We start from the raw sequence: 22300 nt of genomic DNA, 5'->3' as shown, positions 1-22300 counted from the left end.
CATGATCCTTGCCGCCCTTCCGCGACTTCTCGTCGAACCGCCAGTGCGCGCCGCCCTTCTGGAAGATCTCGGCCTTGCCGGGGACGTCACATCCACGGCAGTTATTCCGGCCGGTCATCGCTCGACCGTTGTCATGGCGGCCCGAAAACCGGGTGTCATCGCCGGCCTCGATGCGGCGGAACTCGCTTTCCAGCTCGTCGATCCGAAGATTGTCATGACCCGCCATATCGAGGACGGCGGGGCGGCGAAGCCGGGTGATGTGATCGCCACGATCGAAGGTCCGTCCCGCGGGCTTCTGACCGGCGAACGAACGGCACTCAATTTCCTCGGCCATCTTTCCGGCATCGCCAGCGTCACGGCCGGCATCGTTGCGGCGATCGCGGGCACCGGGGCCTCCGTCGTCTGCACCCGCAAGACGACGCCCGGACTTCGGGCGCTGGAGAAATACGCGGTACGCGCCGGCGGCGGCATGAACCATCGCTTTGCTCTCCATGATGCGGTGCTGATAAAGGACAATCACGTGGCGATTGCCGGCGGCATCGCCGAATCCATCCGCCGCGCCAAGGCGGGTGTCGGGCATATGGTCAAGATCGAGGTGGAAGTGGATACGCTCGAACAGCTTCGCGAAGCCATGGAAGTGGGTGTCGATGCGGTGCTGCTCGACAACATGACGCCGGAGCAGCTTCGCGAGGCCGTCGGCATCGTCGCGGGCCGGGCGATCACCGAAGCGTCAGGCGGGATCACGCCGGCGACGGCCGCCGCCGTGGCCGCCTCGGGCGTCGATCTGCTCTCCGTCGGATGGATCACGCATAGTGCGCCGACGCTGGATATCGGGCTCGATTTCCGGTCTGCAAATTAGGTGACTGACGGCGCCAGAGGCTTCCGGTGTCGTTGAAAACAATGGTACATCCTTGATCCGGAACACCGAACGGGCAAGGAGTGCAAGATGCCGAGAATACTCGAAGACCAGATCGACGCCGTGCTGGCTCTTGTCGATGCGGATATCGACGAGAGCCTCGCACGCCTCTTTGATCTCATCCGCATTCCGAGCATCTCCACCGATCCCGGCTATCGCGATCAGTGCAAGGCGGCAGCCGAGTGGCTGAGCCGCGACCTCGCCTCGATCGGTTTCGATGCGTCCGTCAGGCCGACGACCGGCCATCCGATGGTCGTCGCGCATCAGAAGGAGGCGGCCGGGCCGCATCTGCTGTTCTACGGGCATTACGACGTCCAGCCCGTCGATCCGCTGGCGCTCTGGACGAGCGATCCGTTCGAGCCGCGGCTGGAGCCGTTGCCGAACGGCGATACCGCGATCGTCGCGCGCGGCGCCTCAGACGACAAGGGGCAGATGATGACCTTCGTCGAAGCCTGCCGTGCCTGGAAGGCGGTGACCGGCAGGCTGCCGGTACAGGTCAGCATTCTTTTCGAAGGCGAGGAGGAGGCGGGCAGCCCAAGCCTTGCGCCGTTCCTTGATGCCACCGCCGAGGAACTGAAGGCCGACATGGTCTATGTCTGCGACACCGACATGTGGGACCGGCAAACGCCGGCCGTCACCACCATGCTGCGCGGGCTCTACAGTACCGAGGTCGAGATCACCTGCGCCGACCGGGACCTGCATTCCGGCATGTTCGGCAATGCCGCCCGCAATGCGCTGCAGGTACTATCGGATGTCGTCGCGAGCCTCAGGACGCCGGACGGCGGCGTGGCGGTCGAGGGTTTTTACGATGGCGTCAGGGAACTGCCGGAAGCCATCAAGGCGCAGTGGCAGCGGTTGCCGTTCGACGAGAAGGGCTTTCTTGCCGATATCGGGCTCGCGATCCCGGCGGGCGAGGCGGGCCGGTCCATCCTCGAACAGGTCTGGGCGCGGCCGAGCTGCGAGATCAACGGCATCAGCGGCGGTTATACGGGCGAGGGATTCAAGACAGTCATCCCGGCCAAAGCGACTGCCAAGATCTCGTTCCGGCTGGTCGACGGACAGGTGCCGGAGAAGATCCGCGACGCCTTCAAGGCCCATGTTGCGGTGCGCATTCCGGCCGATTGCTCGGTAACGTTCAAGGATTTCGGCCTGGCGCCGGCGACCGTCATGCCGATCGAAAGCCCGTTCCTGACGAAGACGCTCGCAGCGCTTTCGACCGAATGGGGGTGCGAGGCGGCACTTGCCGGAACGGGCGGCTCGATCCCGATCATCGGCGAGTTCAAGCGCCGGCTCGGCTGCGACGCGTTGCTCGTCGGTTTTGCCCGCTTCGACAACCGCGTTCACAGCCCGAACGAGAAATACGACCTGTCGAGCTTCCACAAGGGCATCCGCTCCTGGGTTCGTATTCTCGCCGCGCTGGCCGAGTGACCTGGCCGAGTGGCCTGGCCGACTGATCCCGTCGCCGCTCAGGCTTTTTCGAAGAGCGGCGAGATCATCATTTCCGGCACGAGCACAAGTCCCTTGTCGGTGATGCGGATCTCCGGGATGACCGATAGCGGGATGAGGTTGAAGCCCATATAGGCGATGGTGCAGCCGGCCTTTTCCCATTCGAGCTTGAGGGCCTTCACCTCGTCGGCGACCTCGTGGACACGTTTATCGGAGAGCAGGCCGGCGATCGGCAGCGGCACCATCGCCGTGACCTTGCCGTCCATGACAACGCAGACGCCGCCCTGTTTTTCCTCGATCGCATCCAGCGCCAGCTGCATGTCGGTCTCGTTAGTGCCGGCGACGATGATGTTGTGGCTGTCATGGCCGACGGAGGAGGCGACGGCGCCCTTTTTCAGGCCGAAACCGTTCAGCAGTCCGTGCGCAACATTGCCGGATGATTTGCCATGCCGCTCGACGACGGTGACGAAGCAGAGGTCATGACGGTCGAAATGCGCCTGCCAGTGGTCGGCAGGTTCGAGCGTCACAGTCACATGGCCGAGCGTGATGCCGGGAAGCTCGGTGCGGATCGTATGGGCAACGACGGTATCAACAGGAAGGTCGGGTGTCAGTTTCAGGTTCTTCGGCAGTTTGACCGTGTGGTAGGCGACTTCCGGATAACGATAGGGCTTCGAAAGTGCTTCATCCAGGATCGGCGTGATCTTGCGGTTGTCGACCACCAGTTCGCCGCCGTACCAGGTGCTGACCGGTTTCAGGTCGTCGGTCAGAAGCACAAGGTCGGCCCTTCGTCCGCCACCCATGCCGCCGATTTCGCCTTCCATGCCGAAACGGGTCGCGCCGTGCAGCGAGCCCATCGCCCAAGCCTGTTCCGGCGTCATGCCGGCCTTGACCGCTTCGCGTGTCACCCAGTCGAGCCCGAAAGCGAGCAGGTCCTCGGCGTCGCGATCGTCGGTGCAGACGGCGACGCGTTTATGCGAGGCACCGAGTTCGGTGATTGTCTTGATCGCATGCGGCAGGGAGTGCCAAGGCGTCGTCGGCGGGCCGCCGCGCAGGAAGAGCCAGACACCGGCTTCGAGCAGGTCGTCGGCGATGTCGCGGTCGATCGCCTCATGGGTATCGGTGACGCCGGAGGCGGCATAGGCGGCGACGAATTCCCGGCCGTAGACGTGGCCCGAGACCGGCCGGCCGCGCTGTAGCGCCGCGGCAAGGATCGCATGGCTGCGCTCGTCGCCCATAGCGACGGGGACGAAATCCATCTTTTCGCCAAGCGCTACGGCCTCCGGCCATTTGTCGAACAGTGCGGCGATTTTTGCCGGCGTGAGGTCGCCGCCGGCGGTTTCGAGTTCCGGAGACGTCGCAGGCACGGTGCTCGGCACGGTCAGGAAAATCGACAACGGCGCCAGGCGCGCATCTTCCAGCATCGCCTCGACGCCCGCGACGTCCATGACATTGCCGATCTCGTGGCTGTCGCAGAAGATCGTCGTGGTGCCGTTGAGAAGCGCTGCCTCGGCATAGGCGCAGGCCGTCACCATCGAGGATTCGATGTGGATATGCGGATCGACGAGGCCCGGGGCGATGATGCCGCCCTTGGCATCGTAGAGCTTTGCCGAGCCGTGCCGGTAGCTGCCGGCCGGTTTTACGGCAGCGATGCGACCACCCGAAACCCAGATCTCGCGGCCGTCGAGAATGCGCTCCGAATAGGTGGACAGCACACGGGCACCCTGGATGACCAGATCGGGATCGCGACGAGCGGAAGCCACATCGGCGAGACGGCGGGTCATGGTCGAAAGCGGCGGGACGGAGAAGCGGGTGAGGGTGCTCATGAAAATCTCATTTCGAGGACATTGGGAGGGACAGGCAAGATTGTAGGGAACGCCAGCATGGCAAGGAAGCGCCATTCGGAAGGGAACACAATTGGAGCGTTGCCGAAATTCGAACTCTTGCGGCGAAATATGCTGCTTTTCAGCAACGCCGTGGTTTGGGATAGTGCTGCGGATGCAATGAAAGGCAAACGATCCGATGGCCTATATCATCACCGAACCCTGTATCGACGTGAAGGATGGCGCCTGCACCGCAGCCTGTCCGGTCGATTGCATCTACGAGGGCGGGCGGATGTTCTATATCCATCCGGACGAGTGCATCAATTGCGGCCTCTGTCTTTCCATCTGTCCGGTCGATGCCATCGCTTACGATGAGGAAGCGACGGAGGCGCAATTGGCGTTCGTTCCGGTCAACCGGGATTATTTCGGGCCTGATGTCACGGGGCTGGGATCACCCGGCGGCTGGGACAAGAGCCGCACGCGGGCTATCGATCACCCGGCGGTGACAGCGGTGCCCGTGCGCGAGGCGGCTCACAACTAGGCGCCCGCCCAGCTTCCGTAATAGGCGCGGGTGGCAGCGATCAGCTTGGCGCACCTTTCGCGCTCGACAATAAGGCGCGGGAGGTCGGCTTTCGCTTGCGCCAGCAGCTCCTTGCGGGCCGTGTCGAAATCGACGTTGAGCAGCCTGCCATCCCGCATGACCGGCCGGCCAGCGACATAGACGGCCTTGGCGTGGACGGCTGACATGCGGTTCAGCAATACCTCGGCCTCGTCGAGATCATCGAAGACGCTGTCGGCGATCAGGGCCTGGTAATCAATGACCGTGAAATCCTCTCCGAGCGGCGCATTGACGACAGTGGCGCCGGTGCTGATCGCGGCATCGAAGATGTCGGCTGCCGTGAAGCTTCGTTGCAGTTCGCGTCCGCCATGCAGGAAATAGAGGAGCCGCATTTCGCGCCAGAGGTCCTGGTCGTCGTCGAAGGCGCCGCCGTCCAGTCCGATGCCGAAGCGGAAACCGCGTTTGACGGCGTTCGCCAGCGGCGCAATGCCGGAGCGCAGGCGCAGGTTGGCCGAGGGATTGGAGACGAGCTGGGCACCGCGTTCGGCCAGCAGTTCGTATTCATCCGGCCGGAGCTGCACGCCGTGTGCAACCGCCAGCCGGGATGAGAGGAAACCGATGTCGTCGAGATAACGGACGATGCCCTGCGGGAAACGCCGGTCCAGCCATGCCCGCTGCCTTGGACTTTCGAGCAGGTGCATATGGATGCGGCGGTTGTTTGCGGCCGATGCCTCGGCAATCGCTTCGAGCAGGGCGTTCGAGCACCATTGCGGGCCGATCGGGCCGTATTGGACATCGACCAACGGATTGGAATTGGCCGCGGCAACGGCATCGGCGGCGGCGAGCTGATCGCGGAAAGGCGCATAGCGTGGGGCGAGGGGAGAAAGAGCCTCCCAGTCCGCCGGGCTCAGGAATGGCTTCAGCCTTTCGGGACCGCCGTCATAGGCCCAGGCGTCGTGGTCGAGAAGCGGGCAGGAGAGGCCGAGCCGGATTCCAACATCCTTTGCGGCGCGGATAACCTCCAGGGCCTCATCGACCATGCGGGCCGCATTCAGGGAATTGTGGCAGTGGATGGTCGCGGCGACGCCGGTTTTTGCGAGGCGTCCGAAGGCGACGAGGGCTTCGAGATAGGCATCGGTGCGGGGCCGCAGCCGCATGGTGGGGATCCAGGTTTCCAGCGCGTCGTCGAGGCTGCCGAAATCGAGCGTGCGGATGCCGTAGCCATGATCATGCGCGTTGACCGGCATCGGCAGGACGAGATCGCCGGCGGCAAGCGGGATGGTTGAGGCCGGAGCGGGAAGGGCGGCCCGTGCCGCATCGCCGCGCAGGGCTTTTTTATGGCCCGGATGCTGCAGGAAACGCGTGTCCTCGTTCGATGTCACCGCTTGATGACCTCCGCAATCTGGTTGCTGAATTTTTCGAGATCGACGCTGAGCGCCTCGATCACGGCTTCGGTGGCATGGGTGAGCTGGCGGTTATGGGGCGCGACGATGCCGACCTCCATGTTCTGCAGGCGGGAGCCGGCGATCGGCAGGGCGACAACATCGCCGGCCTTCAGCTCCTTCAGAAGGCCGAGCGGAGTGAAGAAGGCGACACCTTCGCCGGACAGGATCAGCGGCTTCAGCATCATCTGGTTGTTGGTGGCAACAAGCGTGCGGCCGACGCGGTCGAGCGAAGCGAGTTCGACCGCAATCATCGAGCTCATCACTTCGTTGTCGAGTTGCAGCAGCAGCTTGAACTGGGCGCATTCCTGCAGGGTGGCGCTTTTCTGGCGGGCCAGCGGATGGTGTTTTGCGACCATCACCATCAGCGGCATGCGCACGCCGTGGACCAGCTTGATGTCGTGCGGCCGGGCGAGGTCGAAAGTGATGCCGATATCGCAGTCGCCGTCGGCGACGAAATGGAAGATGTTGTTGAAGTTGTCGGCGCGGATGCGGAAATCGACCGCGGGGTTCTTGTGGTGAAATCCCATTACGAATTCCGGCATGAACTGCACGGCCAGACTGTCGAGGCAGGCGATGTGGACGCGGCCGGTGCGTTTGCCCTGCAGGTCGCCGAGATCGGACTTCATGATCTCGTAGTGCTGAATAGTCTCCTTGGCGTGCTTCAGCACCACCTTGCCGGCGGAGGTGAGGCGGAGGCCATCGGAGAACCGTTCGAACAGCGGCGTGCCGAGCTCATCCTCAAGCTTGCGGATCTGGCGGCTGACGGCGGAGGTCGCGACATGCAGCTCTTCGGAGGCCTTGCGGATCGAGCCGGCGCGCGCGACTTCGACGAAATATTTCAGGATACTGGCGTGCATATTCATCCCCCAAGATCCTGAAGTTCATAGCATGCCTACCGGCCCTGCCAAACCGGAGCGCGCTTTTCGCGGAAGGCCGTCACGCCTTCGACGGCGTCCTCGCTCTGCAGCGCACGGATCAGCGCGGGGGTGCGCAATCCTTGAGCTTCCGAGGGGCTGAGATGGCCGGTGCGGTTGACCGTCTGCTTAATCGCCTTCAGCGACAGCGGGGCGCAGGCGACGATGTCGCCCACCCATCTGTCGACGGCGGCATCGAGTTCATCGAAGGGTACGGTCTCGTTGACGATGCCGAAGCCCTGCATTTCGGTGGCGGTGAACTGCCGGCCGGTCAGCATCACGGCCATGGCAAGGTTGTGCGGGATTTTCCGCTGCAGGAGAACCATGCCGCCGTCGAGCGGCATGCGGCCGACGCGGGCTTCCGGCAGGCCGAACTTGGCGGTATCGGCGGCAATCACGATGTCGCAGCCGAGCACCATCTCGAAACCGCCGCCGAGTGCATAACCGTTGACGCGGGCGATGACCGGCACGTCGAGCGACTTGCGGAAGGCAAGGCCGCCGAAGCCATTGGTGCGGCTTTCAGCCCAGTATTCGAGGCCGCTCTTGGTGGCGCCGCCCTTGAGGTCGGCGCCGGTGCAGAAGGCCTTTTGGCCGCTGCCGGTCAGGACCACGCAGGAAATATCGTCGCGGGCCTCGATCTCGGTCCAGATCGCCTCGAGTTCCTTTTCGGTCGCGGCATCGACGGCGTTCATGCGGTCCGGGCGGTCGAGCGTGACGCGTGCGACCCGATTCTCGACGGAAAATCCGACGGTCATGCCGCGTCTCCGCGGCGAGCGTCTAAGGAAGCGAGGATTTCAGCATTGTGCTGACCGAGGCTCGGCGGTGCGATGCGCACCGAGACGGGTGCCGCGGACATGTCGATGGGAGATCCGATGAGGCGGATCGGCCCGGCAGCCGTTTCACCGGCCTCGAGGATCATCTTGTTGATGACCGTCTGCGGGTCCTGCAGCGCTTCGGCGAGGTTGCGCACCGGCGCGCAGAGGATGTCGACTTCTTCCAGACGCTTCAGCCAATGGGCATTGCTGTTCCTGGCAAAATTCGCGCGAAAAATCTCCTGCAGTTCCGGGCGATGCGCCATCTGGGAATCGAAGTCCTTGTAGCGCGGCTGAGCCGACAGATCTTCGATTTCGAGCGCGTTGCAGATGTCCTGCAGCGGGTTCTGCTTGAAGGCGCCGACCATGACGATCGCGCCGTCGGTCGTGTCGAAAACCCCGGTCAGCGGGAAGGCGCCCCAGTTCAAATCCTTCTCGCGCATCATGTGCGCTGCACCTTCCTGCATCTGCATGGCAAGCATGGAATTGTAAAGGCTGACGGCAACCTGCTGGCCTTCTCCGGTCTTTTCCCGGTGCAGCAGCGCCAGCAGGATGCCCTGGACGAGGTGCATGCCGGCGGAATAGTCGGCAAGTGGCGTCGCATAAATCGAGGTCGGATGGGCGCTGTCGGACTTGCGGCGCATGACGCCGGAAAGCGCCTGGGCTAGAATGTCCTGGCCGCCCTTGTGCTGATAGGGGCCGGTGAGGCCGAAGCCGGTGCCGACGGCGTAGATCAGCCGCTTGTTGATCTTCTTCAGGTCGTCGTAGCCGAAGCCCATGCGTTCCATCACGCCGGGGCGGAAGTTGTTGACCACCACGTCTGCGCCGGCGATCAGCGCCAGCACCGCGTCGCGGGCTTCGGTGAGCTTCAGGTCGAGCGCCAGGCTCTTCTTGTTGCGGTTCAGCGAGCAGAAGACCGGGTTGTTGAGGCCGTCCGGATCGGAGCCGAGCGACCAGCGCGACAGGTCGCCGATCTTGGCCTTCTCGATCTTGATGACTTCGGCGCCGTAGTCGGCGAGCGTCTGGGTGCAGCAGGGTCCGAGCATGACCTGCGTGAAATCGATCACGCGGATGCCGTCGAGGGGTAGAGAATTCATTCCGCAGCCTCCAGGAATGTTGCATTGTCGGAGGGCACGTCGCCGGGATCGGCACCCTGCGCCCGCATCTGTTTCTGGATAGCCCGAACATCGGCTTTCCGTACGGTGGTTCCGGCATTGAGCGCCACGACGGCGGCAACGCCTGCGGCCTCGCCCATTGCCATGCAGGGCGGGATTTCGCGGCTCGACTTCTGCGCCTGCGGTGTCGCCGAGTAGTGACGTCCGGCGACGATCAGCTGGTCGACCTCGCGCGGCAGCATCGAGCGGTAGGGCGTGTAATAGTCGCGGCCGCGGCAGACGGTGTCGGAGAAGTGGATGCGGTTCATCACATCGTCCTTGGTGACCACGTATTCGCCTTCGAGAAGTCGCGTCTGGCGCACACCGGTCTGGGGCGCGAAATCGATCACATAGGCCTTCTCGAAGCCCGGCATCTTTTCACGGGTGAAATCGAGCAACCGGGCGATACGGTTGCGGCCTTCGATTTCCGCCTTGGTGAGGTCCTCGGTCTTGAGGCCGGAGAGGTTCGGCATATGCGGGCAGTTCAGCCAGACGACGCCCGGCAGCGGGGTCTTCAGCCACCAGAAGGACCAGCAGCCGCCAATCAGGCGTTTTGCCTCGTGGTCGATCTTCTTGAAGGCTTCCGGCTCCTCGAATTCGAATCGCTCGGCCGCATCCGTATCGACGCCGCCCCAGCGGGAGACGGTGGTCAGGATGAAATTGGATTCCACATGCGAGGCGCCGGCGGAGGCCGCGACATCGAGGTCGCCGGTGGTGTCGATGACGATATCGCCGAGGATCGCTTCCATGCCGGACTTGGTCTGGCAGATGACGCCCTTGATGGTCTTGCCTTCCATGATCGCGGAGGAGAACCAGCTGTGGGTCCGGAGCTTCACTCCCGCTTCGGTCAGCACGTCGTAGGAGGCGCGCTTGAAGCCGTCCGGGTCGAAGGCGGCGGAGAAGCAGATCGGGTGCGGCATGGACTGGGTGTGGAAATCGAACAGGCCCCAGCGCGCCCAGCGCCGCCAGGCCTCCGGCGTCTCGCGGATGTCGAGTTCGCGGTCGCGGCCGGTGGGCGTGACGCAGAGGTCCCACTTCTTCATGCGCTCGATCATCTCCATGCAGATGCCCTGCACGGTGATTTCGAGGTTGTTGATCATGTCGTCGAGCACCAGCACCATGCCGCCGGCGGCAAGCCCGCCGACATAGGGGTAGCGTTCGAGGAGGGTCACCTTGGCGCCGTTGCGGGCTGCGGAAACGGCCGCGGAAATGCCCGCCGGTCCTCCGCCGACCACGACCACATCGGAACGGTCGACCACTGCGACGTTGCGCGCCGCCTGAAGAATTGTCTGTTGCATTGGTTCAAACTCCCAAAAAGTTGGGCTGAGGACAGTTGGTTCGATGCGTTGGGCTCAATGCGATCCGGCCGGCTTCCAGCGGATCATCCGGGCTTCGATCACCGAGACGATGAAGAACAGGACGACGGCAAGGACCGCAGCGATCACGACGGTTGCGTAGAGCAGGGGCGAGCGGAAATTGTAGGTCGCCTCGATGATCAGGGCGCCGAGGCCAAAGCTGGAGCCGATCCATTCGGCGACGATGGCGCCCATGACGCTGCTAGTCGCGGCGATCTTCAGCGCCGCAAACAGGAACGGCATCGAACTCGGCAGCCGCACCTTCCAGAGGATTTCCGTGTTGCTGGCAGACAGCACCCGCATCAGATCCAGCATGGCGGGGCTCGCGGATTTCAGGCCCTGGACCATGTTGACCAAAGTGGGGAAGAAGCAGATCAGCCCGGCGATGATGATTTTTGGCGCAAGCCCGTTGCCGAAGATGAGGACCAGGATCGGGGCGAGCGCAATAATCGGGATCGCCTTGATGAACACGGCGATCGGATAGAAGGCTTTTTCCGCCGTCGCGCTGTGGACGAACCAGACCGCCAGAAGGATGGCGACGAGATTGCCGAAGACGAAGCCGAGGAAGGCTTCGAGGATCGTCGGCAGCATGTTGGTCCAGAGGATCCCGGCGTTGTCGCGGAAGGCATAGGCGACGTCGACCGGGCTCGGGGCCATGAAGGTCGGTATCTTGAAGAACCAGACGACGAACTGCCAGAGGACCACGAGCCCGACGGCGGCGGCGATCGCCGGCATATGTTTGACGAGCACGCCGGCGGTTGCATCGAGGAGCGCGATCTTGCGATCGGGGGCGGCGCCGGTCTTGGTGGTGGAGGAAACGACGTGGCTCACAGGCATTCCTCCAGAAGGCGGCGCAGATGCGCGGTGACGCCGATGAATTCGACGGTGTCACGCACGGCAAGCGAACGCGGGAAGGGCAGGTCGACCTTCATGAATTCCTTGACGCGACCCGGATGGGCCTGAAGCATCAGCACGTTCTGCCCGAGGAAGGCTGCTTCCGGGATGGAATGGGTGACGAACAGGATCGTCGTTCCCGTTTCCTGCCAGACGCGCAGCAGTTCCTCGTTCAGCCGGTCGCGGGTGATCTCGTCGAGTGCCCCAAATGGCTCGTCCATCAGAAGGATGCGCGGCCGCGTGATCAGCGCCCGAGCGATTGCCACGCGCTGGCGCATGCCGCCCGAGAGCTCGTGAGGGAGCGAATTTTCGCGCCCCTTCAGCCCGACCATGGCCAGCAGCTCATGCGGGTCCGCATGGTCGCCGGTTTGGGCGTGTTTTCCGACTTCCAGCGGCAGGCGGACATTGTCGATTACGTTCCGCCAGGGAAGCAGCGTCGCATCCTGGAAGACGAAGGCGAAGTCGCGGCTCTGGCGAGCCTCCTGAGGGCTACGGCCGAACACGGAAATCGAACCGTCGCTGATGTGGACGAGATCCGCCACACATCTGAGCAGGGTCGATTTTCCGCAGCCCGAGGGCCCAAGCATGGTGACGAAGGCACCTTCCGGTATGTCCACGGAAACATCGGAAAGGGCCGTGAATTCGTTGTTCCTGTCGCCGAACCGGACGGAGAGGTTTCGGATCGAAACCGCCGTGGCTGCCGGTTCTGTCAGGGGAACGTTCGGCATCAACTTCGCCGTTCCTGGCATGACTATCACCCCACCTGTTTGCGGATGTCGCTGGTGGCTTCGAGGATGGAGAAGTTCGCGACGTCGTCGACCGTCGGAACCGTTCCCTTGAACTGCTTGAGATCGGCATAGGCCTTGATCTGCGCCGCCCAGTTTTCACGCGACATGGTACCCCAGCCCGATGCCTTGGTGGTGGCGCCGAAGGAGAAGTCGACGCACGGGACTACGGCCTTCATTTCGCTTGCCTTGTCGAGGATCGGATAGGCCTCGCAAAGCATCTCGACTGCTTCCTTCTGGTTGTTGCGGACGAAACCCCAGCCCTTGGCGGCGGCGCGGGTGAAACGTTCGAGAACATCGGAATGTTTGGCGATCTGGTCGTCGGTCGTGTAGTAGACGTTGGCATAAAGCTGAAGGCCGCTGTCCCAGAGCATCATGTCGACGCGGTTGTCGCCGAGCACATCGAGAGCGTTGACATTGGTGAGCCACCCGGTGACCGCATCGGCCTGGCCGGTGATCAACTGGTTCATGTCCGAACCCATATTGACCATCTTCACCTGGTCCTCGGCGATGCCGTTCTGGGCGAGAAGCGCGCGCAGCAGGATGAAGGCGGTCGGCTGGGTGGCGATCGTCTTGCCGATCATGTCTTTCGGGGTCTTGATCGCCTTGTTCTTCAGCGAGAAATAGGTGAACGGATGCTTCTGGTAGCCGGACAGGAAGGCCTTGACCGGCAAGCCAGCCGAACGCGCCAGCATCACGGATGGACTGGAGGAAATCTGGCCGGTCGCGGACTGGCCCGATGCGACGCCCGCGACGCCGTCGACGCTCGGTCCGCCGGGGACGATTTCAAGCTCGATGCCCTGTTCCTGGAAAAAACCCTTCTTCATGGCGGCGACTTCGCCGAGCACGCCGTTCGAGGCAAGCCAGCCGAGCTGCATGCGCACTTTGGCCACGTCCTTGGCGTTGCCGGCCCGAATGCCGAGGAAGCTGGAGGTGGCGGCAAGGCCGCCCAAGGCCGCGGCATTGGAGATAAAGCGGCGGCGATTCAGTGTGAAATGAGACATAGCGTTCCCCTGTTGGCCTTTTGGCCTGATACATTTTCGCTTGACGTCGCCGGTCTCAGCTGCCGGATTGAGGAGAGGATGGCGCAATGTGGCGTTCTAATAAAGAACAATAATTCGCATATTTGGTTGCCGAAAAGGCAACGCCAGACTCGTGGCGATTCCATCGAATTGGCAATCGTCAAGTATATCGCCCGAGCCGAAGCCTCGATATAGGGCCGAAGACTTCGCGAAGGCCTGATTCCTGGCGGACGTTTACTTAATTATCCACTCAAGATAGAAAATTCTTGAAAGGTACTCGGCAACCTATCGATGATAGGATACAAATAACACCTATGTATCCTAGCGCCGGAGAGATGGTCCTGCAGTGAGCAAAGCACCGAATGCCGCCGACAGAGAGGTTGGAAAGCGGATCCGCCTCTACAGGCGAGAGAAAAAGCTTACCCAGCCGCAACTCGCCCACCACGTGGGCATCACGTCTCAGCAGCTTCAGAAATATGAAAACGGCATCAACCGGATTGCAGTCGGCAAGCTGGTGGAGATCGCAACTGCGCTGAAGGTCGAGATGGTGGCGTTCTTCGACCGCATCCCGACGGTCGAGCCGTCGAACGACAATCAGCTCGAAGACCCGCAATTCGATTTCACGCATGAAGCGCTGCTGATGAGCATGGCATTCATGAGCATTACGAAGCCGGTTCTGCGCAAACGCATCCTGGAACTGGTTCAAGCGGTTGCCACGAAGGAATTCGAGGCGGAAGCGCTTTTCGCCGAGATCGAAAGACAACCGGCCCAGTGATCGGTCCCTGACGGTTTAAGGCCTGGGGCCATCGTCGTCGAGGGCCAGCTTGGTCTTGTGGCGGAATATCGCATTCAGTTTCACGCTCCTCTCGTTTTCGGGGCTGACGCCCTCCCAATCGAGCGAGAGTTGAAGGAGTGCCATGTTCGTCAGGTGGACGACCGTGGAGAGCTGAAGGGATTCCGCTTCCTTGTTGACCGCAGAAAGCATGCGGAACAGGCGGGCGTATTCGTCGCTGGCGACGTCATTTGCGAGATCAATCATTTCATGGATCCTTGCGCCGAGTCGACCTCGTCGCGCAGTTTTTCCCAATGGGCGGTCTGTGCGAACGTCCATTTGGAGTGTTTGTTGGAGCTGCTGATGCCGTTTAGCCAGACGAGGACGGCTCTCGCATCCTCACGCTTCAATTCCACCTGGTGGCGTTTGATGTCGTGAAGGATCACTGCACTGCGCTGAGGATCGTTGAAATCGCATCGTTCAAGAATGGCCTGATAGGTCCGCTCGGTGTAGTGCATGAAATTGGCGGCGAGGAAAAATCTCTCCCGCTCGGCAGCTGAGATGAGCCCCATCCGCCCAAGCTTGCGGATTGTCGCCTCGTAGTCGACGCGCGGCACCGAGAGAGGCATCCAGCCGAGCTCCTCGGGGCCATGGATCAGTGCGACAGCTTCGTCGTCGATCAACCGGCCGGCGGCATAATCGGAATATATCCTGCCGATGCCGACCATTCCGAATGCCTCGCATTCGGCAGCGCGCAACGCTCCCATGCTCGAGCCGCCGCCGACGGAGACATCGCAGCTCAGCGCATAAAGAATCTCCTTGTGCCATACGGAGGCGGACTCGCCGAAATAACCGTCGATCAGCGCGATCGCCTTGGCGCCGTCCTCTACCGCCTTCAGAATATCGCCGCGCGCCGCAGGCCCGCGGAAGGTCAACGAGGGAAATCGTTGCTTCATCTGGCGGGTCGAAGACCCGAGACTTGGTCCGACAAAAACGACTTTCAATGCCGTGACCTCCTTATGGCGTTTGCAGCGCGGATACCGAGCTGCAAATATTGGCCTGAAAGTTCAACTTCCAAGCCGGGAACGACGACGCGGACGACCGAAACAGGGAGCCCGGCATCCTGCATGGGAACCGCAACGACCTGCCTGATGCCGGCCAGCCTGAGACGGGCGAGTATGTGATCGATCGTGCCGTTGATGGAGTGGCGGGTTGCGTCAAGCTCGCGATACTGGACCGGGCGCCTGTCCAGCGACGACAGGGCAACCAGGCGGCTGAGAGCGTTGTCCCCCCGCATATGCTGATAGATCCGTGGCGAAAAGTCGTCGCGGCTGCCGGCAATCGCAGTCAGGCGGCTCTGCGCGGCCTCGGTGATGGCACGCAGCATTGCGCGTACCGGATCGGGATGGCAGCCGCAGCCGCCGCAAATCTGGCTCCAGCGCGGGTCTGAGCGCTTGGCCGTGGAGTCCGGGATCAGCACGGCCAGGAATGCCGGAACCTGGAGATCCGTCGTCATGTCGAGGAGGAGGAGCTGTATGCCCGCGTTGCGAAGGCGGCGCACCATGAGGTCGAGCACTGCATCCTCGACGCTGGCCGGATCGACGAGGCAGGCATTCAATTCCTGTTCGGATTTGAGCTGGACAAGGGTCCAGGCGTCTCGCTCGACGAGTTCGCACAGCCCGTGCAGGAGCGCCTCGGCATGGGTGTTTCCGGAAGCAAGGCCATCGCTGGACTGCTCGAACCCGGCTGGCCGCTCGCCCCGGTGGTCCATCCCGGCGAGCCACCAGGGCACCATGACCTGATTGCCGGAGAGGATGTCGAGACCGGTGACCCAGGGTATCTGGCCATCGCCGATTTCGGAGGGCACGCATCGTGCGGTCGAATGAAGGTCGATCATCCCCGCTGCGGAGCCCGCAACGTCGTTGACGGTCGCCCAGGTGAGCGATGTTGGTTCGATTTCCGCGACCCGCGTCTCCAGGGCCTCCATGGCGGCCGAGGTGCGCGCCGCATCGGCATCGACGCCTTTGCCCTGGAAGACGGACAGAGTGTGGCTGTTCGGCCGCGTCGCAAAGGCGACGGGAATGCCGACCCGGTCGAGGCCGGTCAGGAAGCCGACCCGGGTGATGCCGAGATCCCGGAAAAACGGGCTGATCGCGTCGAAGGTTTCCGCCGGCGAAACGCGCCGGTCATGATACGTGCTGAAACCCTGCTCCCGCTGCGTCAGGGAGGCTGCGAATGTCTGGATCGTCTGTGTCGATGACTGGATCTGCATCATCATTTCCGGCGGCCGAATTTCGAAGGACCCTGACCTCGAACGAGATTGGGCGGGCGACTGCCGGGTCTGCAAAAGCGGTTGCGGTGCCGAACTCATGCCGTCGAATCGTCCTCTCCAAGGGTCTCTAGTGCAGAAGAAACCAAAGGCACCGTGACTTGGGCGTGACAGGCTTGTTTAGGGGGCTTGTGTGGCTACTTGAACGATCTTTTGCTTGGCGGCTGGTGGTCAAGCCCAAGGCAGCCGTCGGCCCCTTGGGCTTCCAGGCTCATTACTGATATCTCATGGCATGCGTGACCTGAGAGAGCGCGTTCGGCGCAATTTCGGTCCGGCCGCCGAGTACGGCTTCGGCAGCGGCGGAAAACCGCAGCGTCGGGGCAGAGGCAGTGGTTTCAACCGGCTTGGAGTTCTTGAACTTCGTTTCCATGCTTTCTCTCCGCTAATAGGCAGCGTGTGCTGCGTGCATCGAGAAAGGACCACATCGGGTGTTATTCCAGCGTGACAGGCATTTTCACGCCTGTTTACGGCAGGCCGGCGAGCCGAAGGCCATGAATGAGAAGCTCGGCATGGGCCGGGTTGCGGTCCGGCACGAAGTAACGGATGTCCTCGCTGCGGAAGTCCGGAAAATTTTCCCTGACGATCGCGGCATATTTACGCGCGGCGGGCATGTCGCCAGCCATCGCGTGACTGGCGGCAAGCAGCCGCGCGGTGGCGTGCTTGCTGCGGACCGGGTCGATTGTGTCGATCGCCTTCGAGTATTCCTGACGCACGTAATAGGTGGAGCCGAGGATCCAGTAGTAATGATCCGGCGGCAGCGGGTTCAGCTTGAAGGCCGCGAGCCCGAGATCGAGAGCCTTGTCCAGGTCGCCCGCATGCGACAGCGCGTCCGAATAATCGACCAACACGTCCGCATCGCTCGGATTGAGGTTCTGAGCCTCCTGAAAAAGATCCAGGCTTTCATCGAAACGCCGACGATAAAGCGAGATGAAGCCCAGTTCGCGGAAGGCGCGGCCGCTGCCGGGATCGAGATCGCGGGATGCGCGGGCGGATTGATTGGCCACATCCAGCAACTCGTTGTCCTTCATGCCGCGAACCAGCCATTCCATGCCGAGCGACCGTGAAATTCCGGCATGCGCCGGCGAAAAACTGTCACACCGCTTGACCGCCGATTTGAACCATTTGCGCGCCTGGCGCAGATGCTGCAGGTCCGTGCCGGACAGATAGCGCTTTCCTTCGAGATAGAGGCGGTAGGCGGAGGGATCGACGTCATCGAGCGACCTGGCGATTTCATGCCGTTCGATGACATCGGTCAGCGACATGGAAATACGCCGCGCCAGCTGGCTGAACGACGCTCTCATCTGCTGGACGTCGAGCGGCAGGTTGATGGCCCAGAGCACCTCGCCGGTGCCGACCCTCGTCAGCCTGCAGGTCGCAAAAATCTCGTCGCCTTCGCCCTGGATCGTCACGAACACGGAATAGTCGAACTGAAGATCACTGAGGGCCGATTGGCCCTGATTTGGATTGGCGGATCGATTGAGCAGTTCAAAGCTCGTATGGGCGGCGATGATCTTGAAGACACGCTGATGGCTGAGGCCGATCGTGACGTCTTCCAAAAGAGCCCTGCCGAGACGCTGGACCAGCGCATCCTGGACGATGGTCTCAGGCGGAAGGATCACCACGCGCGGCTGTGCCGGCATGACACCCTTCGGGCGTTGCTCCGCTTCGGGCGTGCGGTCGGAGCCGGGGCGGCTGAGGATGCCGAGTTCGTGGGCGAGCCCAATCGTCTCCGGTGTCGGCGGCGTACCGTAATCGGCCCTGAGCTGGTCCCTGCATCGGCTATAGGCCTGGCGGGCGGCGGCGAAGTCACCATGGGCGACATGATACTTCATCAACGCTCGCGCGGCGCCCTCATGGGAGGCATCCAGTTCGATCAGGCGGTTGGCAAGCAGGGGCAATGACGGGGACTGCTGATGGGACGATATCGCCAGCAGGCTTTCGATGTGGCTCGATCGCCAGTCACCGACCTTGCGCCGTGCGTCCAACAACCAGTCTTCCGCGCCGCCGGTCGGAGCCTCCACGGCTTCGAGCAGTTCGCCTCGAACAAGGTCCCAGTCCTCTTCCTTTAGAGGGCCGGGCTCCATCAGGGCGAGGAGATCGATGTCGGACCGATCGCAATCAAGCCTCAGCGCTTCTTCGTCGGTGACAAGGATGGCCGGGGCATCAGGACCGACAGCCTTGGCGATGCGTGCCAAAAGCTGACGCAGGCTGTTTGCACGCTTCTCCGCGTCGTGGGAAGGCCAGAGAAGCCGCCGTATCGTTTCGCGGTCGACCGTCAATCTGGGTGCCATCGCAACGACGGCAAAGAGAAAATACGCTTTTTCCGGCAACGCGATGCTCGCGCCGTCCAACTCAAGTGAGGGGCGACCGAGCAACCGGATTTTGAGCGTCGTATTTTCGAGCATTATGTTGTTGTTCGGAACTACGAGTTGTTGTCAGAAATGTGTATCGTTAAGGGAACTATATGTACATGCATTTCTTGAGACTGCTGGACCAGTAGGATACAGCTATAGCGAGCTTCGTCAAAGCGGCATTTATCGCCGTGGTCGAATCGCGTTCCTATTTCCCCTCTTCCGGTTGAAGGTGGCGCGCCGAAAGCAATACCGCAAACAGGGTGTCCAGGATGCAGGCGCCGGTTCAGCCAGGAAACCGGTATTACGTCGGGTTTCCAAGGAATTGGAAATACGCCCAGGCGAGAACAAGGCACACGATCACGGCTGCAACGACCGCCAACTTGCGCAGCAGCGGGTTTGGCTCTCGCGGTGGCGGTTCCGGGCGTCGGAATTTGATGATGTTGTCGTTCATGGATCTGCTTTTACCGCTGAACGTCTTGAACCGCTATGGGGTTGCGATTGTTTTGTGGTGTTGCGGGTGCGATCAGCGTCCGAGACGGGCATAACAGCACGTCGATCCGCATCAACTTACCATACTCTCTGCAATCCCTCCGTTCACAGGTCATTCCGGCGCGGTCCTTTGCCGGCCTACTTCACCGCGCCCGCCGTCATGCCGTTGATGAACTGGCGCGACAGGATGATGTAGACGATGATGATCGGAGCCGAGGACAGCAGGAGTCCCGCAAACAACACGCCCCAATCGGTCGTATATTCGCCCATGAAGGTCGTCAGGCCCTGCGGCAGGGTCTTCAGGTTGTCCTTCTGGATGAAGATCAGGGGGAAGAAGAAGTCGTTCCAGATCGGCACGACGTTCTGGATGCCGGCGATCACCATGGCCGGCCTGACCAGCGGCAGCATGATAGACCACATGATCCGCGGTTCGCTGGCACCGTCCATGCGGGCCGCGTCCTCGAGTTCGTTCGGGAGCGTGGCGATGAAGCCGGTCATGATGAAGACGGTGGTCGGCAGGCCCATCGCCACATAGATGACGATCAGCGACAGCTGGGTATTGAGGATGCCGAGATCGCGCATCAGGATGAAGAGCGGGATGATCGCGAGCTTCAGGGGAAGCGTCAGCCCGGCCAGGAAGAACATCAGCACGAAGCTCGAGCCCCGGAACTTGTAGCGACCGACGGCATAGGCCGCCATCGTCCCGAGCGTCAGGATCACGACCATCGACGCACCGGTGACGATCACCGAATTCAGGAGATAGCGCAGGAAGTTGGTCTGGCTCCAGATCTTGGTGATGTTGGCGAGGTTGGAAAAATCCGGGATTGAGAATGGCGACTGGAAGATCTGCGCATTCGTCTTGAACGCCGCAAACAGCATGATGACGATGGGAGCGAGCATCACCACCGTGTTCAGGATCAGGATGATCTGGATCAGCCCATCCTTGCCAAGCGTGGCGAGCATGCCGCGCCGATCGTAATAGCTTTGCGAAGCGGTGCTCATAATTGAATTTCCCTGGCCCGCAGCTTGAAGGTGATGACGCCGGCGACAAGGGCGATGAAGACGAAGATCAGTACGGCAAGCGCGCTGCCGGCGCCAAAATCCTGGCCCGAGCCGGATTGGTCACCGAAGGCGGTGCGATAGAAATAGAGGCCGAGGACGTCCGTCGCCTTATGTGGCGAGCCGTCGACGCCGACCATGATATAAGGCAGTTCGAACCAGTTGAACGAGCCGACGAAAAGCAGCGTGAAGACGACGGTTGCGCTGGGCGCCACCAGCGGCCAGACGACCTTGCGGATCTTCACCCATTCGCTTTCGGTCTCCATGCGCACAGCATCCAGGATTTCGCTGGGGATTCGCTGCATCCCGGCGAGGAAAACGAGGGTCGGGAAGCCGACCATGTGCCAGGCATTGGCGATGATCAGTGCCCAGAGCGCCGTCGCACCCTGACCGAGCCAGGGCTGGGCAAGTCCACCGAGGCCAGTGCCGCGCAGCGAGATGTTCACGACCCCGAAAAGCGGGTGCAGAAAGAGTTTCCAGAGGAAACCGACGATGATGGTCGACAGTACGACCGGAAGGAAAACTGCGATCCGATGGAAGGCAGCGCCCGGGAGTTCGCGCCACAGGCAGTAGGCGAGCACGAAACCGACGCCGTTCTGCAACACCATCAGCGCGAAGAAAACCAGCACGTTGTGCGTGAATGCATTCAACGTCCAGTCCGCATAGGGCTGTGTGAACAGGACCCTGTAGAAATTTGCGAAGCCGACGAACTCGCCCCGCGCCAACCCGTGCCATTGGAAGAAGGCATAAGCAAATGCGGAGATGATGGGATAGACGACGAACAGGGCGACGAAGGCGAGCGGCGGCACGATCAGCGCCGTGATCCATAGACGTCGCGCCATGAGAGGCGATCCGGGCATCACAATTCTCTTTGGTTGGAAGATATGGGGAGCGGCCGCTGTCCGGCCGCTCCCCCTTTCGATTATTTCTTGAACGGTGCGTACCAGGCGGCGAGGCCGGTCGTCAGGTTCTTGCCGACCTCTTCCGGGGTCGCCTTGCCGCCGAACAGCTTCTGGATTTCGCCCTGCAGCAGGACGGAACCGGACGGTTCACCGTACCGGAAATGCACCAGCATGATGTAGGGGATGGAGTGCTTGTTGAGTTCGGCGACTTCACCCAGCAGCGGTTCCTTGAAGTTTACGCCCGGCACAGCCGAGATATTGTTCAGGTCGTCGGCGAACATCTGGCCGAATTCCTGGCTGGCGAGGAAGTTGACGAACTTCAGCGCTGCCTCCTTCTTGGTGGTCTTGGCGTTGACCGCATAACCACCATCGAAATATTGGGCGACCAGCTTTTCGTCACCGGCCTTCAGGCCCGGCATCGCAAAGATGCCCATTTTGATCGCGGGGTTCTGCTTCTTGAAGTTCGAAAGCTCATAGGAGCCACCGACGAACATGCCGGCCATGCCGGATGCGAAGAGCTGCTGCGATGAAGCGTAGTCGAGACCGATAAAGCCGTCAGGGAAATATTTGGTGATTTCCTTGAGCTTGGTCAGCGCCTCGATGTAACGCTTGTCTGTGAAATCGGCTTTGCCGGCCATCAGATCGTCATAGAAGCCCCGGCCCATCACGGTGGAGGCGATGCCGCCGACCATGACCTCGTTCTGCCAGGCCGTCGCAGTGCCGTTGCCGAACGGCATAATGCCGGCTGCCTTCAGCTTTTCGGAAGCCTTGACGAGCTCGTCAAAGGTTTCCGGCTCCTTCAGACCGTTCTTGTCGAAGATGTCCTTGTTATAGATCACCAGCATCGTCTGGCTGGCGAAGGGCACCGCGTAGGTGATCTTGCTCGAGCGGGCGGTTTCAGCGGCGACGGCGGCCGGTGCGAATTTCTCAAGCGCGGGAACGTTGGTCTTGTCGAGCGGCAGCAGATAACCGGCGTTCGCGACGTTTTCCAGGCCGCCATAGGCACGGGCAAACATCAGATCCGGTCCCGAACCGCCGGCAAGGGCGGTCGACAGGATGGTGTTGTAGTTCGTCGCTTCGAACGTCTCGAACTTGACGGTGATGCCCGGGTTCTTCGTCTCGAAAGCGGAGATAAATTTCTGGTACTGGGCCTTATCTTCCTGGCGCCAGCTCCAGAAGGTCAATTCCTGCGCCATTGCCGGCAAAGCCGTCGCCAGGGCCCCCAGCGCTATTATCGTGCTGCTAACTAGCTTTTTCATCTGGTTCCATCCTC

At 61.8% G+C, this 22300-nt stretch carries 22 protein-coding genes; 4 read left to right on the top strand and 18 right to left on the bottom strand.

Annotation, left to right across the window (positions count from 1 at the left end; genetic code table 11):
* Position 1: 1 nt before the first annotated feature.
* Both nadC and ACSQ3G_RS11665 read left to right on the top strand, forming a co-directional pair.
* The gene (nadC, locus tag ACSQ3G_RS11670) at positions 2-859 is read left to right on the top strand and encodes a carboxylating nicotinate-nucleotide diphosphorylase (protein ID WP_436110150.1); all 858 of its coding nucleotides are present in this window, start codon (positions 2-4) and stop codon (positions 857-859) included.
* A gap of 87 nt (positions 860-946) precedes the next feature.
* A complete protein-coding gene (locus ACSQ3G_RS11665; protein WP_436110149.1) occupies positions 947-2344 on the top strand; it encodes a dipeptidase in 1398 nt (465 codons plus the stop codon).
* A 38-nt stretch (positions 2345-2382) separates the two neighbouring features.
* Here the strand turns inward: ACSQ3G_RS11665 and ACSQ3G_RS11660 are convergent, their stop codons facing one another.
* Entirely contained in the window at positions 2383-4185 is a 1803-nt protein-coding gene (locus tag ACSQ3G_RS11660; RefSeq protein WP_436110148.1) for an adenine deaminase, read from the bottom strand.
* A gap of 196 nt (positions 4186-4381) precedes the next feature.
* Between ACSQ3G_RS11660 and fdxA the strand changes: the two genes are divergently transcribed.
* Positions 4382-4723 (top strand): ferredoxin, encoded by a 342-nt coding sequence (gene fdxA, locus ACSQ3G_RS11655; RefSeq protein ID WP_436110147.1) that lies wholly within the window; start codon positions 4382-4384, stop codon positions 4721-4723.
* On the opposite strand, the gene ACSQ3G_RS11650 is transcribed toward fdxA, so the two are convergent.
* Genes ACSQ3G_RS11650 through ACSQ3G_RS11615 form a run of 8 tightly spaced genes read right to left on the bottom strand, consistent with a single transcriptional unit; the run spans position 4720 to position 13104 of the window.
* Positions 4720-6123 (bottom strand): amidohydrolase family protein, encoded by a 1404-nt coding sequence (locus ACSQ3G_RS11650; RefSeq protein WP_436110146.1) that lies wholly within the window; start codon positions 6121-6123, stop codon positions 4720-4722. The two genes, fdxA and ACSQ3G_RS11650, sit on opposite strands and share 4 nt — an antisense overlap.
* Positions 6120-7043, bottom strand: a complete 924-nt coding sequence (locus ACSQ3G_RS11645) for a LysR family transcriptional regulator (RefSeq protein ID WP_436111707.1) — start codon at positions 7041-7043, stop codon at positions 6120-6122. Before ACSQ3G_RS11645 ends, ACSQ3G_RS11650 begins: the two co-directional genes overlap by 4 nt.
* A 35-nt stretch (positions 7044-7078) precedes the next feature.
* Entirely contained in the window at positions 7079-7855 is a 777-nt protein-coding gene (locus ACSQ3G_RS11640) for an enoyl-CoA hydratase-related protein (protein ID WP_436110145.1), read from the bottom strand.
* The gene (locus ACSQ3G_RS11635) at positions 7852-9009 is read right to left on the bottom strand and encodes a CaiB/BaiF CoA transferase family protein (protein ID WP_105430081.1); all 1158 of its coding nucleotides are present in this window, start codon (positions 9007-9009) and stop codon (positions 7852-7854) included. The genes ACSQ3G_RS11640 and ACSQ3G_RS11635 overlap by 4 nt, the downstream gene beginning before the upstream one ends.
* Entirely contained in the window at positions 9006-10364 is a 1359-nt protein-coding gene (locus ACSQ3G_RS11630) for an FAD-dependent oxidoreductase (RefSeq protein WP_436110144.1), read from the bottom strand. Before ACSQ3G_RS11630 ends, ACSQ3G_RS11635 begins: the two co-directional genes overlap by 4 nt.
* 54 nt (positions 10365-10418) lie before the next feature.
* Positions 10419-11252 carry an ABC transporter permease gene (locus ACSQ3G_RS11625; protein ID WP_436110143.1) on the bottom strand — a complete coding sequence of 278 codons (834 nt, stop codon included), beginning with the start codon at positions 11250-11252 and terminating at the stop codon, positions 10419-10421.
* On the bottom strand, positions 11249-12043 hold the full coding sequence (locus ACSQ3G_RS11620) for an ABC transporter ATP-binding protein (RefSeq protein WP_245440356.1): 795 nt from the start codon (positions 12041-12043) through the stop codon (positions 11249-11251). Before ACSQ3G_RS11620 ends, ACSQ3G_RS11625 begins: the two co-directional genes overlap by 4 nt.
* A 26-nt stretch (positions 12044-12069) precedes the next feature.
* Positions 12070-13104: an ABC transporter substrate-binding protein gene (locus ACSQ3G_RS11615; protein ID WP_436110142.1), complete on the bottom strand. Its 1035-nt coding sequence runs from the start codon at positions 13102-13104 to the stop codon at positions 12070-12072.
* 364 nt (positions 13105-13468) lie between these two features.
* On the opposite strand from ACSQ3G_RS11615, the gene ACSQ3G_RS11610 reads away from it, so the two are divergent.
* Positions 13469-13897 (top strand): helix-turn-helix domain-containing protein, encoded by a 429-nt coding sequence (locus tag ACSQ3G_RS11610; protein ID WP_046633205.1) that lies wholly within the window; start codon positions 13469-13471, stop codon positions 13895-13897.
* 15 nt (positions 13898-13912) lie between these two features.
* On the opposite strand, the gene ACSQ3G_RS11605 is transcribed toward ACSQ3G_RS11610, so the two are convergent.
* From ACSQ3G_RS11605 to ACSQ3G_RS11565, 9 genes are all read right to left on the bottom strand, one after another.
* On the bottom strand, positions 13913-14161 hold the full coding sequence (locus ACSQ3G_RS11605; RefSeq protein WP_046633207.1) for a hypothetical protein: 249 nt from the start codon (positions 14159-14161) through the stop codon (positions 13913-13915).
* The gene (locus ACSQ3G_RS11600) at positions 14158-14898 is read right to left on the bottom strand and encodes a TfuA-like protein (RefSeq protein ID WP_105400607.1); all 741 of its coding nucleotides are present in this window, start codon (positions 14896-14898) and stop codon (positions 14158-14160) included. The genes ACSQ3G_RS11605 and ACSQ3G_RS11600 overlap by 4 nt, the downstream gene beginning before the upstream one ends.
* Positions 14895-16166 carry a YcaO-like family protein gene (locus ACSQ3G_RS11595; RefSeq protein WP_436110141.1) on the bottom strand — a complete coding sequence of 424 codons (1272 nt, stop codon included), beginning with the start codon at positions 16164-16166 and terminating at the stop codon, positions 14895-14897. The genes ACSQ3G_RS11600 and ACSQ3G_RS11595 overlap by 4 nt, the downstream gene beginning before the upstream one ends.
* 271 nt (positions 16167-16437) lie before the next feature.
* A complete protein-coding gene (locus ACSQ3G_RS11590) occupies positions 16438-16593 on the bottom strand; it encodes a hypothetical protein (RefSeq protein WP_172723825.1) in 156 nt (51 codons plus the stop codon).
* Between the two features lie 94 nt (positions 16594-16687).
* Positions 16688-18628: an AfsR/SARP family transcriptional regulator gene (locus ACSQ3G_RS11585; RefSeq protein WP_436110140.1), complete on the bottom strand. Its 1941-nt coding sequence runs from the start codon at positions 18626-18628 to the stop codon at positions 16688-16690.
* 250 nt (positions 18629-18878) lie between these two features.
* Positions 18879-19028, bottom strand: a complete 150-nt coding sequence (locus ACSQ3G_RS11580) for a hypothetical protein (RefSeq protein WP_172723826.1) — start codon at positions 19026-19028, stop codon at positions 18879-18881.
* A gap of 176 nt (positions 19029-19204) precedes the next feature.
* Entirely contained in the window at positions 19205-20068 is an 864-nt protein-coding gene (locus tag ACSQ3G_RS11575) for a carbohydrate ABC transporter permease (protein ID WP_105424153.1), read from the bottom strand.
* Positions 20065-20967: a carbohydrate ABC transporter permease gene (locus ACSQ3G_RS11570; protein ID WP_436110139.1), complete on the bottom strand. Its 903-nt coding sequence runs from the start codon at positions 20965-20967 to the stop codon at positions 20065-20067. Before ACSQ3G_RS11570 ends, ACSQ3G_RS11575 begins: the two co-directional genes overlap by 4 nt.
* An 80-nt stretch (positions 20968-21047) precedes the next feature.
* Complete coding sequence (locus ACSQ3G_RS11565; RefSeq protein WP_105400612.1) at positions 21048-22286, bottom strand: extracellular solute-binding protein; 1239 nt, start codon at positions 22284-22286, stop codon at positions 21048-21050.
* Positions 22287-22300: the final 14 nt, after the last annotated feature.

This window comes from Neorhizobium tomejilense (assembly GCF_964254135.1).
GTDB lineage: Bacteria > Pseudomonadota > Alphaproteobacteria > Rhizobiales > Rhizobiaceae > Neorhizobium > Neorhizobium tomejilense.
Note: the sequence above shows the minus strand (reverse complement) of the source record. Positions and strands in the feature narration are given on the sequence as shown.

Excerpts from the sequence above, each read along its gene's own strand:
- nadC (WP_436110150.1), top strand. The coding sequence starts at position 2 with ATGATCCTTGCCGCCCTTCCGCGACTTCTCGTCGAACCGCCAGTGCGC.
- ACSQ3G_RS11665 (WP_436110149.1), top strand. The coding sequence starts at position 947 with ATGCCGAGAATACTCGAAGACCAGATCGACGCCGTGCTGGCTCTTGTC.
- ACSQ3G_RS11660 (WP_436110148.1), bottom strand. The coding sequence starts at position 4,185 with ATGAGCACCCTCACCCGCTTCTCCGTCCCGCCGCTTTCGACCATGACC.
- fdxA (WP_436110147.1), top strand. The coding sequence starts at position 4,382 with ATGGCCTATATCATCACCGAACCCTGTATCGACGTGAAGGATGGCGCC.
- ACSQ3G_RS11645 (WP_436111707.1), bottom strand. The coding sequence starts at position 7,043 with ATGCACGCCAGTATCCTGAAATATTTCGTCGAAGTCGCGCGCGCCGGC.
- ACSQ3G_RS11640 (WP_436110145.1), bottom strand. The coding sequence starts at position 7,855 with ATGACCGTCGGATTTTCCGTCGAGAATCGGGTCGCACGCGTCACGCTC.
- ACSQ3G_RS11635 (WP_105430081.1), bottom strand. The coding sequence starts at position 9,009 with ATGAATTCTCTACCCCTCGACGGCATCCGCGTGATCGATTTCACGCAG.
- ACSQ3G_RS11630 (WP_436110144.1), bottom strand. The coding sequence starts at position 10,364 with ATGCAACAGACAATTCTTCAGGCGGCGCGCAACGTCGCAGTGGTCGAC.
- ACSQ3G_RS11620 (WP_245440356.1), bottom strand. The coding sequence starts at position 12,043 with ATGCCGAACGTTCCCCTGACAGAACCGGCAGCCACGGCGGTTTCGATC.
- ACSQ3G_RS11615 (WP_436110142.1), bottom strand. The coding sequence starts at position 13,104 with ATGTCTCATTTCACACTGAATCGCCGCCGCTTTATCTCCAATGCCGCG.
- ACSQ3G_RS11605 (WP_046633207.1), bottom strand. The coding sequence starts at position 14,161 with ATGATTGATCTCGCAAATGACGTCGCCAGCGACGAATACGCCCGCCTG.
- ACSQ3G_RS11595 (WP_436110141.1), bottom strand. The coding sequence starts at position 16,166 with ATGCAGATCCAGTCATCGACACAGACGATCCAGACATTCGCAGCCTCC.
- ACSQ3G_RS11590 (WP_172723825.1), bottom strand. The coding sequence starts at position 16,593 with ATGGAAACGAAGTTCAAGAACTCCAAGCCGGTTGAAACCACTGCCTCT.
- ACSQ3G_RS11585 (WP_436110140.1), bottom strand. The coding sequence starts at position 18,628 with ATGCTCGAAAATACGACGCTCAAAATCCGGTTGCTCGGTCGCCCCTCA.
- ACSQ3G_RS11580 (WP_172723826.1), bottom strand. The coding sequence starts at position 19,028 with ATGAACGACAACATCATCAAATTCCGACGCCCGGAACCGCCACCGCGA.
- ACSQ3G_RS11575 (WP_105424153.1), bottom strand. The coding sequence starts at position 20,068 with ATGAGCACCGCTTCGCAAAGCTATTACGATCGGCGCGGCATGCTCGCC.
- ACSQ3G_RS11570 (WP_436110139.1), bottom strand. The coding sequence starts at position 20,967 with ATGGCGCGACGTCTATGGATCACGGCGCTGATCGTGCCGCCGCTCGCC.
- ACSQ3G_RS11565 (WP_105400612.1), bottom strand. The coding sequence starts at position 22,286 with ATGAAAAAGCTAGTTAGCAGCACGATAATAGCGCTGGGGGCCCTGGCG.